This is a genomic window from Microbacterium sp. S308A+ (assembly GCF_049800815.1).
In the GTDB taxonomy this organism is placed as follows: domain Bacteria; phylum Actinomycetota; class Actinomycetes; order Actinomycetales; family Microbacteriaceae; genus Microbacterium.
In genome coordinates, this window is the sequence record NZ_JBNAFT010000003.1 from 77,267 (window position 1) to 95,802 (window position 18,536).

At 69.1% G+C, this 18,536-nt stretch carries 17 protein-coding genes; 8 read left to right on the top strand and 9 right to left on the bottom strand.

What is annotated here, in order from left to right:
- The first annotated feature begins 14 nt into the window (after positions 1–14).
- The 5 genes from rsmG (at position 15) to ACP15J_RS09940 (ending at position 3,771) form a co-directional block, all read left to right on the top strand.
- Positions 15–656 carry a 16S rRNA (guanine(527)-N(7))-methyltransferase RsmG gene (rsmG, locus tag ACP15J_RS09920; RefSeq protein WP_197220499.1) on the top strand — a complete coding sequence of 214 codons (642 nt, stop codon included), beginning with the start codon at positions 15–17 and terminating at the stop codon, positions 654–656.
- Positions 657–822: 166 nt separating this feature from the next.
- A complete protein-coding gene (locus ACP15J_RS09925; RefSeq protein ID WP_197220498.1) occupies positions 823–1,209 on the top strand; it encodes a VOC family protein in 387 nt (128 codons plus the stop codon).
- Positions 1,210–1,427: 218 nt separating this feature from the next.
- Complete coding sequence (locus ACP15J_RS09930) at positions 1,428–2,351, top strand: ParA family protein (RefSeq protein WP_197220497.1); 924 nt, start codon at positions 1,428–1,430, stop codon at positions 2,349–2,351.
- Entirely contained in the window at positions 2,351–3,310 is a 960-nt protein-coding gene (locus ACP15J_RS09935) for a ParB/RepB/Spo0J family partition protein (protein ID WP_424936828.1), read from the top strand. The genes ACP15J_RS09930 and ACP15J_RS09935 overlap by 1 nt, the downstream gene beginning before the upstream one ends.
- 119 nt (positions 3,311–3,429) lie before the next feature.
- Positions 3,430–3,771 carry a hypothetical protein gene (locus ACP15J_RS09940; RefSeq protein WP_424936829.1) on the top strand — a complete coding sequence of 114 codons (342 nt, stop codon included), beginning with the start codon at positions 3,430–3,432 and terminating at the stop codon, positions 3,769–3,771.
- Between the two features lie 304 nt (positions 3,772–4,075).
- Here ACP15J_RS09940 and trxA read toward each other — a convergent pair whose 3' ends face one another.
- The 5 genes from trxA to ACP15J_RS09965 all read right to left on the bottom strand — a co-directional run bounded on the left by trxA (position 4,076) and on the right by ACP15J_RS09965 (position 10,012).
- Positions 4,076–4,399, bottom strand: a complete 324-nt coding sequence (gene trxA, locus ACP15J_RS09945; protein ID WP_424936830.1) for a thioredoxin — start codon at positions 4,397–4,399, stop codon at positions 4,076–4,078.
- A 70-nt stretch (positions 4,400–4,469) separates the two neighbouring features.
- On the bottom strand, positions 4,470–5,444 hold the full coding sequence (trxB, locus tag ACP15J_RS09950; protein ID WP_424936831.1) for a thioredoxin-disulfide reductase: 975 nt from the start codon (positions 5,442–5,444) through the stop codon (positions 4,470–4,472).
- Positions 5,445–5,802: 358 nt separating this feature from the next.
- On the bottom strand, positions 5,803–6,096 hold the full coding sequence (locus tag ACP15J_RS09955; RefSeq protein ID WP_424936832.1) for a hypothetical protein: 294 nt from the start codon (positions 6,094–6,096) through the stop codon (positions 5,803–5,805).
- Positions 6,097–6,143: 47 nt separating this feature from the next.
- Complete coding sequence (murJ, locus tag ACP15J_RS09960; RefSeq protein ID WP_424936833.1) at positions 6,144–7,760, bottom strand: murein biosynthesis integral membrane protein MurJ; 1,617 nt, start codon at positions 7,758–7,760, stop codon at positions 6,144–6,146.
- Positions 7,757–10,012 carry a DUF6049 family protein gene (locus tag ACP15J_RS09965; protein WP_424936834.1) on the bottom strand — a complete coding sequence of 752 codons (2,256 nt, stop codon included), beginning with the start codon at positions 10,010–10,012 and terminating at the stop codon, positions 7,757–7,759. Before ACP15J_RS09965 ends, murJ begins: the two co-directional genes overlap by 4 nt.
- Before the next feature lie 118 nt (positions 10,013–10,130).
- On the opposite strand from ACP15J_RS09965, the gene ACP15J_RS09970 reads away from it, so the two are divergent.
- The gene (locus tag ACP15J_RS09970; protein ID WP_424936835.1) at positions 10,131–11,669 is read left to right on the top strand and encodes a DUF7059 domain-containing protein; all 1,539 of its coding nucleotides are present in this window, start codon (positions 10,131–10,133) and stop codon (positions 11,667–11,669) included.
- 28 nt (positions 11,670–11,697) lie between these two features.
- The gene (locus tag ACP15J_RS09975) at positions 11,698–12,738 is read left to right on the top strand and encodes an LLM class flavin-dependent oxidoreductase (protein ID WP_424936836.1); all 1,041 of its coding nucleotides are present in this window, start codon (positions 11,698–11,700) and stop codon (positions 12,736–12,738) included.
- Positions 12,739–12,786: 48 nt separating this feature from the next.
- Here the strand turns inward: ACP15J_RS09975 and ACP15J_RS09980 are convergent, their stop codons facing one another.
- Positions 12,787–14,379, bottom strand: coding sequence for an ATP-binding protein (locus ACP15J_RS09980; RefSeq protein WP_424936837.1), 1,593 nt, complete (start codon positions 14,377–14,379; stop codon positions 12,787–12,789).
- 13 nt (positions 14,380–14,392) lie between these two features.
- On the opposite strand from ACP15J_RS09980, the gene ACP15J_RS09985 reads away from it, so the two are divergent.
- Entirely contained in the window at positions 14,393–15,259 is an 867-nt protein-coding gene (locus tag ACP15J_RS09985) for an LLM class flavin-dependent oxidoreductase (protein ID WP_424936838.1), read from the top strand.
- 134 nt (positions 15,260–15,393) lie between these two features.
- Here the strand turns inward: ACP15J_RS09985 and manA are convergent, their stop codons facing one another.
- From manA to ACP15J_RS10000, 3 genes are all read right to left on the bottom strand, one after another.
- The gene (gene manA / locus ACP15J_RS09990) at positions 15,394–16,530 is read right to left on the bottom strand and encodes a mannose-6-phosphate isomerase, class I (RefSeq protein ID WP_424936839.1); all 1,137 of its coding nucleotides are present in this window, start codon (positions 16,528–16,530) and stop codon (positions 15,394–15,396) included.
- A 24-nt stretch (positions 16,531–16,554) separates the two neighbouring features.
- The gene (locus ACP15J_RS09995) at positions 16,555–17,376 is read right to left on the bottom strand and encodes a PfkB family carbohydrate kinase (protein WP_424936840.1); all 822 of its coding nucleotides are present in this window, start codon (positions 17,374–17,376) and stop codon (positions 16,555–16,557) included.
- A 73-nt stretch (positions 17,377–17,449) separates the two neighbouring features.
- Positions 17,450–18,463: an SIS domain-containing protein gene (locus tag ACP15J_RS10000; RefSeq protein ID WP_424936841.1), complete on the bottom strand. Its 1,014-nt coding sequence runs from the start codon at positions 18,461–18,463 to the stop codon at positions 17,450–17,452.
- Positions 18,464–18,536: the final 73 nt, after the last annotated feature.

Below are 18,536 nucleotides of genomic sequence, written 5' to 3' on the forward strand. Positions count from 1 at the left end.
GGGGAGGGGAGCGTATGAGCGGTGATGAGCGGGCCACGCCGGAGGCCGAGCCTGCTGTCGCCGTGGATCTCTTCGGGACCGGTATCGAGCGCGCCAGGGAGTTCGCCGGCGCGCTCGTCCGCGAGGGAGAGGCGCGTGGTCTGATCGGCCCCCTCGAGCTCCCGCGGCTCTGGACCCGACACATCCTCAACAGTGCGATCGCTGCTCCGCTTTTCTCTGGAACAGCCGCCGATGTCGGCTCGGGGGCAGGTCTTCCCGGCATCGTCCTCGCGATCGCCCGACCGGACGTCCGATGGACCCTCGTCGAGCCGATGGAAAGGCGCGTCGCCTGGCTGACCGAGCAGGTCGCCGCCCTCGACCTCGACAACGTCGAGGTCCTTCGCGGGCGTGCCGAGGAGATCGGCCGTGCCGGTGCCTTCGACACCGTGACAGCGCGTGCCGTGAGTGCGTTGCGCACACTCATTCCCCTCACCGCGCCGCTCGTCCGCGACGGAGGAGAGCTCGTTCTCCTCAAGGGCGTGAATGCGGAGAAGGAGATCGGTGCGGCGCAGAAGCAGATCCGTCGCTTCGGCCTGAGCGATGTGCGCGTCGAGATCCTCGGCGAGGGCGTTCTCACCGAGACCACCCGAGCGGTCCGCGCGTTCGTCCGCGTCTGAGCTCACCAGCAGATTCTGCTCCGTGGCGGGCGGAAACCTGGCGCGATGTGCCGGTTCGATCGTCTCTCCGGGACGAACCGGCTGTTGCCCTCCGCCCTCATCGACACAGGACGTCGGCGGACCTCCTTGTACGGAGGGGACTTCCGAGCTCTGGCAGGATCGTTGTGTGACCGGCTTGCATCACGTGGAGATCTGGATCGCCGACCTGGCGTCGGCCCGACGTGAGTGGGGCTGGCTGCTAGAACGACTGGGCTTCACGCTGATCGCCGAGTGGGAGGGCGGCTTCTCCTGGGAGGCGGGCGGGAGCTATCTCACGCTCACCACGTCGCCGAACCTCGCCTCGGGAGGTCATGACCGCCGGAGGCCCGGCGTGAATCACCTCGCCTTCGGGGCGGGATCGCCGGCGCAGGTGGATGCGATCATCGCCGATGCGACGGCGCACGGATGGTCTCCTCTCTACGCGGATCGATATCCTCATGCGGGCGGAGATGGTCACTACGCCGGATGGCTGGAGAACGCGGAGGGGTTCAAGGTCGAGATCGTCGCCCGCTAACCATCTCGAGGCGCCACGGGTGAGAGGGGAGACACTTGACCCGGTTCTTCCTGTCCCGGCGGAGCCCCCTTCACGGGAGCCGGATACGACGATGAGGACCCTCATGTTTCACGTGAAACGCGTCGCTCGGGGGTGATTGCCCGCCGGAGGTCTCTCTCTGTCGGCTCAGACGATTAGAGTGGAGAGGCACCTTGCCCCGTCTCCGTCGAAAGGAGTGGATGTTTCACGTGAAACAGTCTGAGACGACCTCGACGACGGGATACGGGGCGGACACCCCGCTGGCGCGTGAACTCGCGGATCTGACCGCACGGCGCAGGGCGCTGGAAGGTGTATCGGTGACCTTTTCCGGACCCACACGGATCTTCACGATCTCGAATCAGAAAGGTGGCGTCGGCAAGACGACCACCGCCGTGAACATCGCCTCTGCGATGGCGCAGCTGGGTGGTCGCGTCCTCGTCATCGATCTCGACCCCCAGGGCAACGCCTCGACAGCACTCGGAGTCGCACACACGGCGGATGTCCCGAGCATCTACGACGTCCTTATCAACGAGACCCCGCTCGCCGACGTGGTCCAGGCCAGCCCTGAGTCCCCGTCGCTTCTCTGCGCGCCGAGCACGATCCACCTCGCCGGTGCGGAGATCGAGCTCGTCTCCCAGGTGGCACGTGAGCATCGGCTGCGCACGGCGCTGCAGACCTATCTCGCGTCGCAGCAGATTGACGTCGTGATCATCGACTGTCCGCCGTCGCTCGGTCTTCTGACGATCAACGCCTTCACGGCTGCGACCGAGGTGATGATCCCCATCCAGTGTGAGTACTACGCGCTCGAAGGGTTGAGCCAGCTCCTGGGCAGCATCCGGATGATCCAGAAGCACCTGAACCCGGCGCTCCAGCTCACGACGATCCTTCTCACCATGTTCGATGGACGCACGCGACTCGCTCAGCAGGTCGCCGACGAGGTTCGCGGGCATTTCTCCGACGAGGTTCTGGACACTGTGATCCCACGCTCGGTGCGGGTCTCCGAGGCGCCGAGCTTCGGACAGACGGTGATTGCCTACGATGGGCAGTCGGTGGGCGCGATCGCCTATCAAGAGGCTGCCGTGGAGATCGCCGGTCGTGCGGCGCGTACCGGAAAGGGGAACTGATGGCCAAGCGCACAGGACTGGGGCGAGGCATCGGCGCTCTGATCCCGACCACGGACCAGAGTGAGCGACCCGTGGACGTCTTCTTTCCTGGTGCGAAGTCCGCGACACCGGTCGACTCCTCGGTGGAGGAACAGCTCGTCGCTGTCCCCGGCGCCCGGCTGATCCAGGTCGACCCGCACGCGATCGTGCCGAACCCCCGGCAGCCGCGTACGCATTTCAAGGAGGAGGACCTCGCCGAGCTGGTGCACAGCGTGCGGGAGTTCGGCGTCCTCCAGCCGGTGGTGGTGCGGACCAACGCCGACGGTGCCTATGAGCTGATCATGGGGGAGCGCCGTACCCGTGCCGCGCGGGAAGCCGGGCTGGAGACGATTCCTGCGATCCTTCGCGAGACGGCCGAGGAGGATCTGCTCCGCGACGCCCTGCTCGAGAACCTCCACAGATCAGAGCTGAACCCGTTGGAAGAGGCGTCCGCGTACCAGCAGCTTCTTGAGGACTTCGGTACGACGCAGGAGGAGCTGGCCGCGCGCATCGGGCGATCCCGTCCGCAGATCAGCAACACGATCCGGCTGCTGAAGCTCCCGGTGCCGGTGCAGCAGCGGGTGGCCGCGGGCGTCCTCTCCGCGGGCCATGCCCGCGCTATCCTCTCGCTCGCCGACCCGGAGGCCATGCAGAAGCTCGCGGACAAGGTGGTGAACGAGGACCTCTCCGTGCGCGCGACGGAGGAGGCCGCCAAGAACATCCAGGCGTCCTCCGGTTCGACGCGACCGAGCAAGCCACAGGCCGGGGCACGGCGCGCTTACCTCGACGAGGTCTCCGGCCGGCTCGGCGACCGCCTGAACACACGGGTCCAGATCACTCTCGGCGCGAGGAAAGGCCAGGTCAAGATCGAATTCGCCTCGATCCAGGACCTCAATCGCATCCTCGACGAGCTGGGTGAAGACGGGTACGGTTCCCGCTGACGGCCGTACCTCACCGGAGCGTTCCACGTGAAACGCTGCGGTACGGTCTGCGTGTTCGCGGTGCGCGGATCGTGGGCCGCTCCGGCCCCTCTGTCCGAGGTCGCACATAGGCTTGTCTGGTGAGTGATTCCCCGGTGCGGCGCGCGAGCCTCGAGGTGCTGCGCGCGGAGGCCGCAGATGAGCGAGCCGTTCTCATTCAGGAACGGCTGCTCGCGGGGGAGGATCCGTGGGCGTTCATGGAGGAGCTGCCCACCACCGATGAGCTGGTCGTCTTCCTGCTGCGGGCGGAGGAGATCGAGGCGAGCGGGGGAGTGCGACCCGACGAGGCCGGGCATTATGGGATGCTCCGTCAGATCGCTCTGGACTATCCCGAGCTGACTCCCGCCGTCTGGACGCTTCTCGGTGAGCGGCTTCCGCACCGCCCGTGGGATCCTGTCGTCACCGAGGTGCAGGAGAGCTGACACGAGGGCGGGACACGGCCCACGAGTGCCGGGGCAGTCGCCAGGGCCGCGGCGGTTGTCCGGGCATCCGGTGACGACGCAGACATCGCGACACCGCCCGTTTCACGTGAAACAACCATCGCTGCGACGCCTGCGGACCGCAGCCTGCCCTCGGAGAACACCCTTGACCTCGGGTCAAAGACTTCGGGTCAAACGTCGCCGGTCCGTCTCCCTCGGGGAGTCGTTCCCCGCCCCCGGGCGAATCATCCGAGGAAACGATGAAGCCCGCCTCCGCAGCGGCGGGGGCGGGCTTCAGAAGCGAGGATCAGCCGAGGAAGGCGGCGAGGTCCTGCTCGAGCGCGAACTTCGGCTTGGCGCCGATGATCGTCGTCTTGACGTCACCGCCCTGGAAGACCTTCATCGCCGGGATCGAGGTGATCTGGTACTTCATGGCCAGCTCGGGGTTCTCGTCGACGTTGAGCTTCAGGATGGTGATCTTGTCCGGATGCTCCGACTGGATCTCGTCGAGGACAGGCGCGACCATGCGGCACGGCCCGCACCACGCGGCCCAGAAGTCGACCAGAACGGTGCCTTCGGCCTGAAGCACGTCCTGCTCCCAGGTCGCCTGGCTGGTTGCCTTGGCAGTCATGGATTCTCCTTGTTCGTGAACGATGACGTTCATCCGCCTCAACAGCGCGTCGAGCCGGAATGTTCCCGCGTCAGGCGGTGATGATCTCGGCGGCCTCGGCCGCGGGCATCTCGACCGAGGCGTCCTCCAGGTCGGCGAGGAAGTGCTCGGCGTCGAGGGCTGCGACGGTCCCGGACCCTGCGGCGGTGGCGGCCTGACGGTAGGTCGGGTCGATCACGTCGCCCGCAGCGAAGACGCCAGGGACGGAGGTGCGCGAGGAGCGGCCGTCGACCCAGATCGTGCCCTCAGGGGTGAGCTCGAGCTTGTCGTGCACGAGATGCGTGCGCGGGTCGTTGCCGATCGCGATGAAGAGACCGTCGAGAGCGAGCTCGCGTGTGGAGCCGTCGACCGTGTCCCGCAGGCGGACTCCGGTCGTGGCCTCGTCGCCGAGGATCTCTTCGACGGCGCTGTTCCACACGAACTCGATCTTCTCGTTGGCGAAGGCGCGCTCCTGCATGATCTTGGAGGCGCGGAGCGAGTCCTTGCGATGGATCACATAGACCTTGTCGGCGAAGCGGGTGAGGAAGGTGGCCTCCTCCATCGCGGAGTCGCCGCCGCCGACCACGGCGATCGTGCGCTCGCGGAAGAAGAAGCCGTCGCAGGTGGCGCACCACGAGACGCCGTGTCCGGAGAGGCGTTCCTCGCCCTCGACGCCGAGCTTGCGGTAGGCGGAGCCGGTGGCATAGATGATCGTCGAAGCCTCGTGGACGGCTCCGCTGCCGAGGACTACCTTCTTCACCGGTCCGTCGAGCTCGAGCTCGGTGACGTCGTCGTAGACGATCTCGGTGCCGAACCGCTCGGCCTGCTGCTGGAGCCTGGCCATGAGCTCTGGACCCTGGATGCCCTCGGGGAAGCCGGGGAAGTTCTCGACCTCGGTCGTGTTCATCAGCTCGCCGCCGACCTCGACGGAGCTCGCGATGAGAAGCGGCTGGAGGCTCGCTCGGGCCGCGTAGATGGCGGCGGTGAAACCGGCGGGTCCTGAGCCGATGATGATGACCTGGCGCATTGCTTCTCCTCGCGTTCACGTGCCTCAACACATGGTAGCCGGGCGGCATTCCCTCCGGCCGGGGCGGCCGGGGGATCGCGGAGGCGTCGGAGGGGCAGTGCGGAGGCGTCGCAGTGCCGCCCGTCGCGTCAGCCTTGCGTAGCCGCGTACGTGAGCGCGTGGAGGGGTGCGGCAGCGTGTGCCGTGTACTCCTCGACGCCCTGGCGAAACGGATCGGTGCCCGCTCCCGTCGCAAGAACGTCGCTTCTGGCTGGCTATTGCGACAGAATTCGCGACGGAAACGGGCAGGTGGGGCACCGGAGAGGAACGGGGAGGCGGGGGTGCCGGACCGGAACGGGAGGCGGGGCGTCGACCGTCCTCAGGAGAGCCCGCGGTTGTCGCGCCACAGCTCCGCGGCGCGGGCAGCGGCTCGCTCGACGAGGGCGCGGAGCTCGGGGCGATCCGGAACGCGGAAGGACGTGTAGGCGCCGCGTCCGCCCGTTACCGGGCGGCCGTAGGCCTTGGCCGCGAGAGTGCCGTCGGGCAGGAGCCGCACGTTGAGGGTCTGCAGTTCGAAGAGCTCGCCGCGGCGTTCGTCGGTCCAGCGGAGCTCCGCGGGGATCGTCACGTTCATCGCGAGCGCCGAGACGCCGTCGGGGTCGAGATCGGTCATGGGTCCATCCTCCTCCGACCGGCGTCCCCGTCGCGAGCGGCCGTCGCTCAGCGCCCGGGAAGGAAGCGTCTCACGAGGCCGCTCGCCGCCGCGAGCTCGGGAGTCCGCAGCAGCGCGAGGACCCCGAGGTACACCACGAGCACCACGGGTCCGATCACGAGGCATCCCGCGGCACCGGCGAGCTGCGACCCGGCCGTCCACCCGTCCGCGCCGCCGAGGAGCAGGTACACGCCCCATCCGGCCGCGGCGGCGGGGACGCCGCCGACGACGAACCGGAGGAGCGACAGCAGCCACGCCCCCGTTCCGAGACCGCCCAGTCGGCGTCGGAGCAGCCAGGTCGCGACGATGGTCTGCAGCAGCGTCGCGAAGGACTGACCGAGGGCGAGCGCGGCCGCGAGGTGTTCCGTCGCCAGCATCCCGAAGGTCCAGAGGGCCTGCGCGCCGAAGGCGGTCCCGACGACGAGCGCCGCCTGGAGGATCGTGAACAGGAACGGGGTCCGGGTGTCACCGTAGGCGTAGAAGGTGCGCTGCACGATGAAGAGCACCGCGAGCGGGAGGAGCGAGACCAGATAGGCGACCAGCACCAGCGCCGCGTCGACCGCGCCCTGCGCGTCGGTCGTGAAGACACGGGAGGCGGGGATCGCGGCGGCGAGGACCGCGGCGAGGGCACCGGTGATGAAGAGGCCGAGGATGCGGATGCTCCGCGAGATGTCCGCGCGCACGTCGTCGTCGCGCCCGGCCGCCGCGTGCTCGCTGATCTGGGTGAAGTAGGGCGTCCCGATCGAGAGGACGATCACGGAGTAGGGGAGCATGAAGACGAGCCAGGCGTTCATCATGACCGCGAGCGACGCGCCCTGGCCGGAGGCCTCCGAGGCGACCTGGTGTTGGAGGTAGCCGGAGACGAGGCTCACGACGGCCATGAGGAGGGTCCAGCTCGCGAGCTTCCCGGTCTTGCCGAGACCCACCCCGCGCCACCGGAAGTCCGGACGCAGCGACAGGTGCGTCCGCGGCCAGAAGAGCAGCAGCACGAGAGCCTGCAGTGCGATCCCCAGGGTGGCGAGGCCGCCGAGCCAGGCGATGCGATCCGGCGTCCAGCTCTCGGTCGTCGTCTGCACGCCGCCGAAGGCGGCGGCGAGGATCAGGAAGCCGGCGATCGACACCAGGTTGTTGACGACAGGCGCCCAGGTGAACGGGCCGAAGATGCGGCGTGCGTTCAGAGTCTCGCCGATCATCGCGTACAGACCGTAGAAGAGGATCTGCGGGAGGCACCAGTAGGCGAAGGCGATCGCGAGAGCCTGCATCCCCGGCGAGGCCCTGCCCGCGACGAAGGACACGAGGAAGGGCGCGAGGAGCATCGCGACCGCGGTGGTGACGATCAGGACCACCGTTCCCAGGGTGAAGAGCTTGGAGATGAACGCGCTGCCGCCGTCCTTGTGCGCGGCGGCCTGCACGATCTGGGGGACGATCACCGCGGTGAGGATGCCCGTCGAGATGAGAGAGAAGACGTCGTTGGGCAGCTGGTTGGCCGCGGCGAAGGCATCGGCGGCCTCGGATCTGCTCGCCCCCACCAGCATGACCAGGACGATCGTGCGGAGCAGCCCCGTCGCCCGCGAGACGAGGGTGCCTGCGGCGAGGAGCGCGCTCGCGCGTCCGAGACTGCTCATCGATCGTCCTTGTCGTCGGTGCGGACCGGCGTCTCGTCGGCGTCTCCGGGTTCCATGCCCTCGTCGGCATGAACGCGGTCTGCGGCGCGACGGCGCAGGATCGTGCGGATCACGCCGCCGCCGATGAGAAGAGCGGCGATGCCCCCGAGCACGAGTAGCCCGATGCTCTCCCACTCCGCGTGCACGGTCAGCCGCGCGGTCTGCGGCGTGCCGACGGGGACACCGGTCGGGCTCGTGAGGGACAGCCTGAGGTCGACCTCGGCGGTCGCGACCCGCGACTCCACCGGGATCTTGAGCCGGTTCGTGCTCCGCGGCTGCCCCTTTGCCTCGACGAAACGCTCGACCGCCAGCCGGCCGTCGCTCGGCTGCACCTCCATGACCACGTTCACGGGATAGGGAAGGTCGTTGCGCAGCCAGATCGGCACGTCCACGGCCGCGCTGATGAGGATCGGGTTGGAGGGCTGGATGCCCACCGCGTCGAGCGTCTTGCGCGTCGCTGCGCGCTGGTCGGCGGCGGCGAGGGCGAACGAGGACGCGTCGGCGTTCTCCCCCACGGCGAGCAGGCGCAGGATCGAGATGCGCTGCCGGACCGTGAGCTGTGTCGGGTCCTCGAGGATGGAGGAGAACGCGGCGATCTGGCGCTCGTCCTCCAGCGCGGCGGTGACGGCGGCGGCCCGGTCTGCGGCTGCGCCGGAGGTGAGCGTCAGCGGCACGGCGGCCGTGGCGAGCAGCTCGCTCAGGGACGGGCCGCGTGGTCCGGCCGCGACCGACGCCAGGGCCGCGCTCAGGCCGTCGCCGGGGCGTGAGGCGTTGCGGTCCAGGCCGACCAGGACCGGCGCTGCGGGGTCGGCGAACCAGAGCATCGCCTCGGCCTCGGCGAGCGGGGCGCCGCGACGGACGGGGTCCTTCTCTGCCGAGGCACGGCTCAGAGCATCCGAGACGGCGGTGTCCGTGGTCAGCACACCCGCGCGGTCGACCACGCCGCGAGCCGCGACCGGGGCGCCGTCGACGCCCGACGTGGCAGAGGTGGAGGGAAGGATCGTGGTCGTCGCGATCCCAGGGGCGGCCGGATCCGCGTACCGGGAGAGAACGGCCACGTCGGCGCCGGACACCTCGCCGCGTGGCCAGAGGAGCGCGGGCTGCGCCGTCCCGATGTCGGTGAGCGCCGCGTAGTCCACCGTCGCCCCGGTCCCGGCGGTCTCTGTCGGGACCGGAGCGACCGGGCTCGCGCTCGGGGATGCCGTGCCCGTGGAAGACGGACTCATGGAGGGGGCGGGCGAGGGCTGTCTGTCGCTGAGGAACGGCGTAAGGGTGTCCACGGCGAGCGGCGCGGTGAGTCCTGCGGCGGCCTGTGCAGCCGTGTCCGCGTCGCCGAACTGGAGCCGGAAGCGCTCGTTCGGCAGGGAGAGGAGTCGATCCAGCCAGGCGACCGCCGTCGGCGGCGCGGTGGTCCCGAGCACCCGGATGGCCGCGGGGATCGCGGGGTCGACGGCGAGGATCGCGGTGGTCCCGGAGGCCGCGTCGAGCTGGGCGGACAGCGACCCGCCCGGTGCCGTGAGGGTGGCGAGCTCCTCGGCGCTGAGCAGACTGCCGCTGGCCGTCCCGGCGGGGGAGGCCGTGAACGGGACCACGGCGCTCACGGCAGGGCGAGCGCCACGGGCGACGACGATCACGCTCCGCGAGACGACCGACGCCGATGCCGACGCGTCCGTCGTGGACGGCTCCCAGGTCGCGCGGAGCGGGTACACCCCGGGGCCCAGGGCGCCCACTTCCGTGGCAGGGACGGTCACCGCGGCGGTGCCGGTCTCTCCGCCGGCGACCGCAGGGGCCTCGGCGACGCCGATGGCGGCGAGGGCGGGGGAGGACTCGTCGTCGAGCCAGGCCGTCACGGCGGCGCGATCGGGAAGGGCCGTGCGCCCGATGTCCAGACGCACGCTCCCGGAGGACGTGCGCTCCGTCCCGTCGTTGCGGATCGACACCGTGGCGGCGAGCGGGCTGCCGGGGGCGTAGGTGCCCCGGGCGTCGGGAGCGAGCGCGATATGGACGCTCTCGTCGCTCTCGGCAGTGGCGGTGGGGACCGGGTCCGCGGCCCTGGCCGCAGGGGCGGTCGTCAGCGCAACCCCCGGCGCGACAACGCCCAGCGCCAGGCCGAGCACCGCGACGAGCACGAGCCCTGCGCGGCGTCGTCGGCGGGGAGGAAGAGGCCCGGTGCGTCGCGAGGACATGCGGGCGGGGGAGCGGAATGGGGTCATGGAGAGTTTCCTCGAGCGCCGGGGAGGGGCGCGGATGAGTCGTGGCCCTGCGATTCTAGGCGGCGGTGTCGAGCGAACCCTGGAGGCGGGCGGATGACCGTCCGCGTAGAGTGACGCCGTGGTCCGACACCTCACCCCTCGTCCCGACCCGGTGCTCTGCGCCGCGCTCGCCGCAGACCTCGACGCCGCAGACTTCCGTTCCGAGCCCTTGCGCGCCGCCTGGGGCGAGGAGGCCGACGACGCGCTGGCACGAGGGATCCGCTCACCGCTGCTGCGCGGGATCGCGGGCCGCTCCGATCCCCTGGCCACGCTCGGGCGGCTGTTCGTGGTCGGCCTGCCGCAGCCGCTCGACGCGGTCGCCGCCGCTCTGCCGCGCACCGGCGTGCCAGGGCTGGAGGCTCTGGGGCTGGCCTTCGCCGAGGATGAGGCGGTGATCCCGGCCGCGCTCGTCCGGCCGCAGTCCTTCGTTGACGCGGACGGCGTCGGGGAGTGGTGGATCGCGAGCGATCTCGACGAGATCGCCCTCGGCTCGGCACTCCCTGCCGATCACGTGCTCGGCGTCGGCGGAGCCTCGCGCACGCTGGCCTCGCTCGTGATGCCGTCCTCCGTGGACCGCGCTCTCGACCTCGGCACCGGGTGCGGGATCCAGGCGCTGCTGGTCGCACGCCACGCCGGACACGTCGTGGCGACGGACCTCTCTGGGCGCGCGCTGGCCTACGCCGAGCTGAACGCGCTGCTCGCCGGGGTGCGCAACATCGAGTTCCGCCACGGCAGCATGTTCGAGCCCGTGGCGGGGGAGAGCTTCGGGCTCGTCGTGTCCAACCCGCCGTTCGTGATCACGCCGCGCCGGGAGGACGTTCCGGCGTACGAGTACCGTGACGGCGGTCTGGTGGGCGACGCGCTGGTCGAGCGGTTCGTCCGGGAGGTCGGCGATCACCTGTCTCCGGGCGGGACCGCGCAGCTGCTCGGCAACTGGGAGTCCAGGGACGGCGCGGCGGGTCTCGACCGGCTCCGGTCCTGGATCGACCCCGCGCTGGACGCGTGGGTGGTGGAGCGGGAGAGCCTCGGTCCCCTCGCCTATGCCGAGCTGTGGATCCGTGACGGCGGAACCACCCCGCGCGACCCCGCCTTCGAGCCGCTGCTGGACGCCTGGTGCGACGACTTCGCCGAGCGCGGCGTGCGCGAGGTCGGATTCGGGTACGTGCTGATCCGCCGCCCGCCTGTGGCGCAGACCCCCGGTCCGTCCCCTGACCCGCTGCGCCGCTTCGAGCGGATCGTGCAGACGGCGTCCAATCCCGGTCGCGCCTTCCTCGACGGGCTGCGGGCGCACGACGTCCTGGCCGGCGGCCTCCCCGACGTCCTCCTCGTCGCCGGTGACGTCACCGAGGCCCGTCATCATCTGCCGGGCGAGGACGCGCCGAGCGTGATCGAGCTGCGCCAGGGCGGCGGTTTCGGTCGGACCGTCGGGGTGGACCCGGCTCTGGCCGGCTTCGTCGGCGCGTGCGACGGCGATCTCACGACGCCGCAGATCGTCGCCGCGCTGGCCGAGCTGTTCGAGGTCCCGCTCGCGGAGCTCTGGGCGGATCTCGAGCCCCGGATCCGCGAGCTCGTGCTCGACGGCCTCCTCGTCCCCGCGGGAGACGGGTCGGGGGAATGATGGCCGGATCCATGCGTTCGAATAGATCATGAAGGCTTTCGGATTCCTCTCCTTCGGGCACTACGCCGACGTGCCGGGCTCGGCGACGCGCACCGCGGGCGACATGCTGCGCCAGACCATCGAGATCGCGCAGGGCGCCGACGAGATCGGCGTGAACGGCGCCTACGTCCGTGTGCACCACTTCGCGCGCCAGGCCGCGTCGCCGATGCCGCTGCTGGCGGCGATGGCCGCGCGCACCTCGCGGATCGAGGTGGGGACGGGCGTCATCGACATGCGCTACGAGAACCCGCTCCAGTTCGCGGAGGAGGCGGCGGCGCTCGACCTCATCGCGGACGGCCGGATCGCCCTCGGCGTGAGCCGAGGGTCACCGGAATCCGTGATTCGCGGCTATGAGGCATTCGGATACACCGGGTCGAAGGACCCGCGAGGTGCCGACCTCGCACGCGAGCACTTCGAGTTGTTCCTCCGCGCAATTGAGGGTGAGGGGCTCGCCGAGCGCGACCCGTCAAGCCCGTTCGGAGGCGGCACCGGCCTGCAACGTATTGAGCCGTACTCGCCTGGATTGCGGTCACGTATCTGGTGGGGCGCGGGCAACAGGGAGTCCGCCGAGTGGGCTGGTCGTAAGGGCGTCCATCTCATGTCATCAACGCTTCTCACCGAGGCCGACGGGACGCCCTTCGACGTCCTTCAGGCACAACAGATCGATGCCTTCCGCTCAGCGTGGCGGGAGGCGGGACACTCCGGCGAGCCACGCGTGTCCGTGAGCCGCTCGATCATCCCGATCACGACGGACCAGGAGCGCATGTACTTCGGCGGACGTCAGGACGGCGACCAGATCGGGGTCATCGACGGAATCCGCTCGACGTTCGGGAAGACGTACGCGGCGGAGCCAGACGTGCTCGTCGAGCAGTTGCTTCAGGATGAGGCGATCCGCTCGGCGGATACCCTCATGATCACGATTCCCAGCCAACTAGGCGTGGAGTTTAACCTCCGCATCATCGAATCGTTCGCCATGCATGTGGCACCCGCGTTGGGGTGGACACCGAGTCGCGTAGTCCCGGGCGAATGACCCCGGACCTTGATTCTCAGCGCAGAACTCGTAAACGCCTCCGCCTAGCTACCTGCGCCGGGAGGGGAGTTCCTTGCGTCGATCGAAGGCCTCGAGGTCCAGCACGGCACGTCGAATCGACCGATAGTCGTCCTTCGGGACCTCAACAAATTCGACGCCGCTCTCCTCGTCCTCGATCTCGAACAAACCCTCGGGGGCCGCGGTAGTAGAGATCAGTTGGACGTAGCAACCGAAGTCCAGAGTGAAGACATCGAACCGGACTCCAGGGCGATCATTCGCCGACACGCCCCGCTTGATGACGTGGAGCACCCTAGAGTCGTAGAGTGACGCGACCAAGTCATGTTTGGCCGAGTGCCCCTGCTCTAGCAGGAAAGCTCGCGCCCGCCGCGTCCCGATGACCTCGTCGATGATCCAATGGAGAAGCTCGATTGTCTGCGGGTTTGCCTGCACCGACTTCTCTTTGTCGCGCAAGTACCATTGACGAGCCGCTTGACGGACGTGCGGAACGGATATCGGGTCGTCGGCGGCCACCTTCGCAGCAAGGATGGCGATATTGATCGCGTCTCGGGGCACGCCTTCAACTGCCCGAACGAACTCAGCGAAGGCATTTCGCTGTGTAAATGCCTTCCGAACGAATTCGTCGGCGTCGCCAACAGATGTGCGACTCGCTTCATCCAGGAATCGGCTCACGTGTTTGAAGAGCAACTCCGCAAAGAATGCTTTGGCGCGCTCTTCGTCGTTGCCGAACACCATGAATTCATCGAGCTCAAGGTCGGCGAAGATGTCGGCACCTAACTCGAAGCCGATGTAGCCGCCGACCCCGTCGGGGGTCGAGAAGTTCGACCTTTGCTCGATCGCCCCGACCTTCACGCTCACGTCTCGGACGGGCATCACGCACCGCCGAAGGAGGTCAGCGAGAAGCGGCTGGAGGTCGAGAGGGACGTCGCTCCATTCGTCGAGGATCAGCCATAGTCGGCCGGGAAGAGCCTCGACCATCGAACGAATTGCTGAGGAAACCGCACCAAAGTGGACGTTGTATCGACGCGGCCCTCGAATGGAGGCATTCACTTCCGCCGTGGTCTGCCCGTTCGAACTTCCGCCGAACTGTGCCTTGAATCCGTTTGGGCTGACGGCCATCGACGCCTGGCCAGAGCTGCTGTCGACGGACTCGTGACGAACCGATTGCTCCTCATCGCCAGTGATTCGTACATCGGTGATACTTGCCTCGAAAACGTCAAGCTTGTTCAACGCATCGGTGTAGTCGAACTCATCCCCGTACGAGGCCGTGATGAGGAGGCTAGCGAGCGTGTTGTAGAGGTGCGACAGCACGTCCACTAGAAGCCGTGTGCCTCGCTCGGTCAGCGGGATGTTCGGGTCGGCGTAAATTCCTCCGTTCGAACCCACCGTTCGAAGGTCTACGTACACCGCAACATCGCCACGCTCACTGACCTTCTCAGTCAGGAACTGCAGGAGGTGAGTCTTCCCGGTGCCCCGTCGCCCGTAGACAATCTGGTGGTCCGCCGACTGCAGCAGCTCGATGAGCGTGCCTGCACTAACGAATGTGTCCACAAGGTCGCCGACGTCGTTGCCCTCTGCTCGGCGGACGAGCTGAAGCATCGCGGCATTGATAGTCGAGGTCACATCGACGAATGTAGTGGAGCGCGACTCATACGCGTGGGCGGCTTGCCGGCACCATCCGAGATGCTCACAACGAAGGTACGAGAACCCGCTCCAGTTCGCGGAGGAGGCGGCGGCGCTCGACCTCATCGCGGACGGCCGGATCGCCCTCGGCGTGAGCCGAGGGTCACCCGAGACGGCCCTGCGCGGCTATGAGGCGTTCGGCTATGTCGGCTCCGAGGACCCGCGCGGTGCCGACCTCGCGCGGGAGAAGTTCGATCTCTTCCTCCAGGCGATCGACGGCGCCGGCGTCGTGCAGGGCGATCCGCGGATGGTCGGCGAAGGCCGGTACCTCGCCGTGGAGCCGCGGTCGGCGACGCTCCGCGACCACATCTGGTGGGGATCAGGCTCCAGGGTGACGGCGGAGGAGACCGGCCGCCGCGGCCTCAACATGATGAGCTCGACCCTGGTCACCGAGGCGACGGGGCAGCCGTTCCACGAGCTGCAGCGGGAGCAGATCGACCTCTTCCGCTCCGCCTACCGGGAGGCAGGGCACACAGGCACGCCGCGCGTCTCGGTGAGCCGCAGCGTGTTCCCGCTGATCGACGACCGTGACCGCGCCTGGTTCGGGCTGCGCTCGGAAGAGAGCGACGACCAGGTCGGGATCATCGACGGCTTCCGCTCCACCTTCGGCAAGACCTATGCCGCCGAGCCCGACGTGCTGATCCGGCAGCTCCAGCAGGACGAGGCGGTGATGGCGGCGGACACCCTCATGCTCACGATCCCGAACCAGCTCGGACCGGAGTACAACCTGCACGTGCTGCAGGCGTTCGCCGAGCACGTCGCCCCCGCCCTGGGCTGGAGGCCGAACACCGAAGGCCCCGTCCAGGGCGACCCGGCCTAGGCATTGAGGTCGGTCCGTCCTCACCTTTGTCGGGCGGATGCACTTCTGTCGGCCCGAATCGAGGAGAAGGGCCGACAGACGGGCGATGATCCGACGTTCGGATCTCTCTCGATCTCAGATCAGGGCATGACGGGTCAGGCCGCCGGGACGGAGACGACGGCGATCCGGCCCGAGCCCTCCGCGACGGCCTGGCTGCCGTGCGGGAGGAACACGGCTCCGCCGCGGGGCAGGGCGACGCTGCGGGAGCCGTCGCGGATCGGGCCGTCGCCGCTCAGCCGGACGACGACGCGGGGGCCCGCTCCGCCGACAACGACCTCGCCGGAGCCCAGGTCGTGCACGTCGAGACGGAACTCGGCCGGGGCGTCGGCGTCGGCAGGGCGATGCGGCCGGCTCACCACGGCCGGCGCCGCGAGGAGGTTCGCGATCGACTCCTCGACGTCGACGCGCTTGACGGTCAGTCCGAGACGGAAGACGTTGTCGGAGTTGGCCATCACCTCCAGGGCGAGGCCGGACATGTACGCGTGCGGGACGCCCGATGCCACGAGCACCGAGTCGCCCGGCCCGAGGCGCACCCGGTGGAGCATCAGGCTCACGGCCACGCCGGGGTCGCCCGGGTACTGCTCTGCGAGTTCGAGGAGTGTCGAGGCCGGCGGGAAGCCCCCTTCGGCGGCCAGGGGACGGGCGAGGGCCACGAGCTCGTCGACGTCGGCGGACGACGCCCTGGCCAGCAGCGCGAGCGCCCGCGGGACGGCGGCCTCGCCGCCGGTGATGAGCGCGACACGGGAGGCACGAGGGAGGGGATGGTCGAGGCGACCGAGCACTTCCGCGGCCTCGTCGACCGACCGGAGTCCGACCAGCCCCTCGAACGCGGTCAGGGCGAGGATCTGCTCGGGCTTGTGACGAGGGTCGACGAACAGCCTCTCACGCGAGGGGTCGGCACGCTGCGCCGCATGCCCCTCTCTGGCGCGCTCGGCGTGAGGGTGCACCTGCAGCGACACGGCCTGACCGGGCGCGATCAGCTTTACCAGGAACGGGAGCGTGCCGTCGAAGCGCTCGGCGACGTCCTCGCCGAGCACCGCCGCGCCCTCGGTCCGGATCAGCTCCTCGAGCGTGCCGCCGTCCTCCAGCCGCGTGGGACCGGACGGGTGCGCGCCGTACCAGATCTCGGCGAGGGGATCTCCGGCCGTGCCGACCCCCGCGTGGTCTTGGATCGCCGATCGCGACCCCCAGGCATAGTCCTTCTGCGACGCCTCCAGACGATGCATCGTCATCGCTCCTCCTCCATCCACGTCGATCTAGCCGAAACGGGTCACGTCAGCGGGCGTCTGAGGCCAGCCGCCTCGATACATGCAGGTAAAGGAGCCTCGCTCGACACCGCGTCGCAGCGCCTGCTCGACGTCCTCTCCGCGCAGGCGTCCCGCGATGAAGCCCGCCATGAACGAGTCGCCCGCGCCCGTGGTGTCGACGACCGCCACCGGCTCTGCCGGGACTCGACACCGCGACTGCGCCCGCCCGGCCAGGGCTCCGTGCGCACCGAGAGTCGCCACCGCCAGATCGGCACCGGCAGCCAGGGCGCGCTCGACGATCCGCTCCGCCTCACCCTCGTCCTCACCGGCGGAGGCGAAGTGCACGGCGAGGCGATGGGACTCGGGGGAGACGCTGCAGTCCTGGCTCAGCGGCACGTCGGAGAGCCGGGCGAGGGCTCGGCCGAAGGAACCGGCGTCCGGCAGCATGCCGACGTGCACCCATCGGGAGGAGGCGATCCGGCGGAGCGCCTCCTCGTCCGGTCGATAGTGCGCGGTGACTCCGAAGTCCTCGGACTCGAACCGCCGATCGCCGCCGGCGTCCCGGCGGATCGTGGTGAGCGCGGTCGTGCCGGGAAGGGTGATCAGCCCCGAGACCTCGACGCCGCGCTCGCGGGCCGCCGCACGCACGACGTCCGCATCCGCGTCCGTGCCGACGGCGCCGAAGTAACCCACGCGCAGGCCGAGCATCGCGAGCTGGACGGCCACGTTGAGGGCGTTGCCGCCGACGAGGTCGCCCCGTTCCGCGTCGTCCAGGAACCGGTCGATCGTGTTGTCGCCGACCACGGCGACGTCGAGGGGCGGGGATGTCATGAGGGCTCCGGGATGTCGGCGGGCTCGGGCACGGGGGCGCCGCTCGTCGCGCGGCGCCCCCGGGGAAGGCGGGTCAGAAGTCGCCCTTCTTGTAGTATCGCCGGGTCGTCAGCGGGTGGTCGCGAACGACCTCGAGGTGCGCGCTCAGCCGCTCGAAGACCGCGGCGAGTAGGACGGGCGAGATGAGCGCGCGGACGCGCTCGGAGATCCCGGGGAGCGCGAAGTCCTTGGTGTCGAAGACGCGCAGCTTCCTCGTGACGGTGGGAGCGAAGCGCTCCACGCGCTCCGCGAGCGGACGCTGCTCGTCCTCGCCCTTGACGAGGATGACACTCGTGTCCTCCTCCAGCAGCTCCAGGGTCCCGTGGAAGAAGTCGGAGGCGTGGACGGGACGCGTCCAGATCCACTGCATCTCCTCCAGGATGCACATCCCGTAGTACCACGCCTCGTACCAGGCGCCGCCGGCACCGGTGATGATGTGGTTCTGCTCGTCCTTGATCTCGGCGGCGAACGCCTCTGCCCTCGGCTCGAACGCGCGCTTGACCTCGACCAGGAGCTCGGGGAGGGCCTGGAGCTCGGCGACGACCTCGTCATAGCCCTCGTACTCGCCGCGCAGGTCCATGATCGCCAGCGCGATGAGCAGGGTCTGCAGGTAGAAGTTCTCGCTCGAGGTGTCGTCGGCGCAGAAGTTCGTGAAGTTGATGTCCGCCTGCTCGGCCAGGGGGGTGTCGGCCTTCGCCGTGAGCGTGAGGACCCGCGCCCCCTTTCCTCGCACGTACTCCAGCGCGGCGATGGCCTCCTTCGTCGTCCCCGAGACCGAGGGGAAGACGACGATCGAGTCCGGGCCGAGGTTCGTGTTCCCGGCGTTCACCAGCTCGGCGGCCATGTCGACGAAGGTCGGGAAGGTCGACTTCGTCTGCAGGATGCGCGCAGCGGGCTGCGCGAGGAAGTTCACCCCGCCGGCGCCGGCGAAGAAGATGTTCTTCGCTCCCTCGTCGAGCTCCTTCTTGAGCGCCTCGCGGATGCCTGCGGCCATTCCCACCGCGCCCGCCTGGATGCGCACGTAGCGCGCCTCGTCGAAGTTCAGCATGGGATCCATACCTTTCGCTGGTTGTTGTCTGATCAAACCATGAGATGTCGGACAACCATAGCACCATGTCCGT

What these genes read in the sequence shown, in the direction of transcription:
- ACP15J_RS09995 (WP_424936840.1), bottom strand. Translation starts at nt 17,376, where the DNA reads ATGACATCCCCGCCCCTCGACGTCGCCGTGGTCGGCGACAACACGATC.
- rsmG (WP_197220499.1), top strand. Translation starts at nt 15, where the DNA reads ATGAGCGGTGATGAGCGGGCCACGCCGGAGGCCGAGCCTGCTGTCGCC.
- ACP15J_RS09965 (WP_424936834.1), bottom strand. Translation starts at nt 10,012, where the DNA reads ATGACCCCATTCCGCTCCCCCGCCCGCATGTCCTCGCGACGCACCGGG.
- murJ (WP_424936833.1), bottom strand. Translation starts at nt 7,760, where the DNA reads ATGAGCAGTCTCGGACGCGCGAGCGCGCTCCTCGCCGCAGGCACCCTC.
- ACP15J_RS09955 (WP_424936832.1), bottom strand. Translation starts at nt 6,096, where the DNA reads ATGACCGATCTCGACCCCGACGGCGTCTCGGCGCTCGCGATGAACGTG.
- ACP15J_RS09935 (WP_424936828.1), top strand. Translation starts at nt 2,351, where the DNA reads ATGGCCAAGCGCACAGGACTGGGGCGAGGCATCGGCGCTCTGATCCCG.
- ACP15J_RS09930 (WP_197220497.1), top strand. Translation starts at nt 1,428, where the DNA reads ATGTTTCACGTGAAACAGTCTGAGACGACCTCGACGACGGGATACGGG.
- ACP15J_RS10000 (WP_424936841.1), bottom strand. Translation starts at nt 18,463, where the DNA reads ATGCTGAACTTCGACGAGGCGCGCTACGTGCGCATCCAGGCGGGCGCG.
- manA (WP_424936839.1), bottom strand. Translation starts at nt 16,530, where the DNA reads ATGACGATGCATCGTCTGGAGGCGTCGCAGAAGGACTATGCCTGGGGG.
- ACP15J_RS09975 (WP_424936836.1), top strand. Translation starts at nt 11,698, where the DNA reads ATGAAGGCTTTCGGATTCCTCTCCTTCGGGCACTACGCCGACGTGCCG.
- trxA (WP_424936830.1), bottom strand. Translation starts at nt 4,399, where the DNA reads ATGACTGCCAAGGCAACCAGCCAGGCGACCTGGGAGCAGGACGTGCTT.
- trxB (WP_424936831.1), bottom strand. Translation starts at nt 5,444, where the DNA reads ATGCGCCAGGTCATCATCATCGGCTCAGGACCCGCCGGTTTCACCGCC.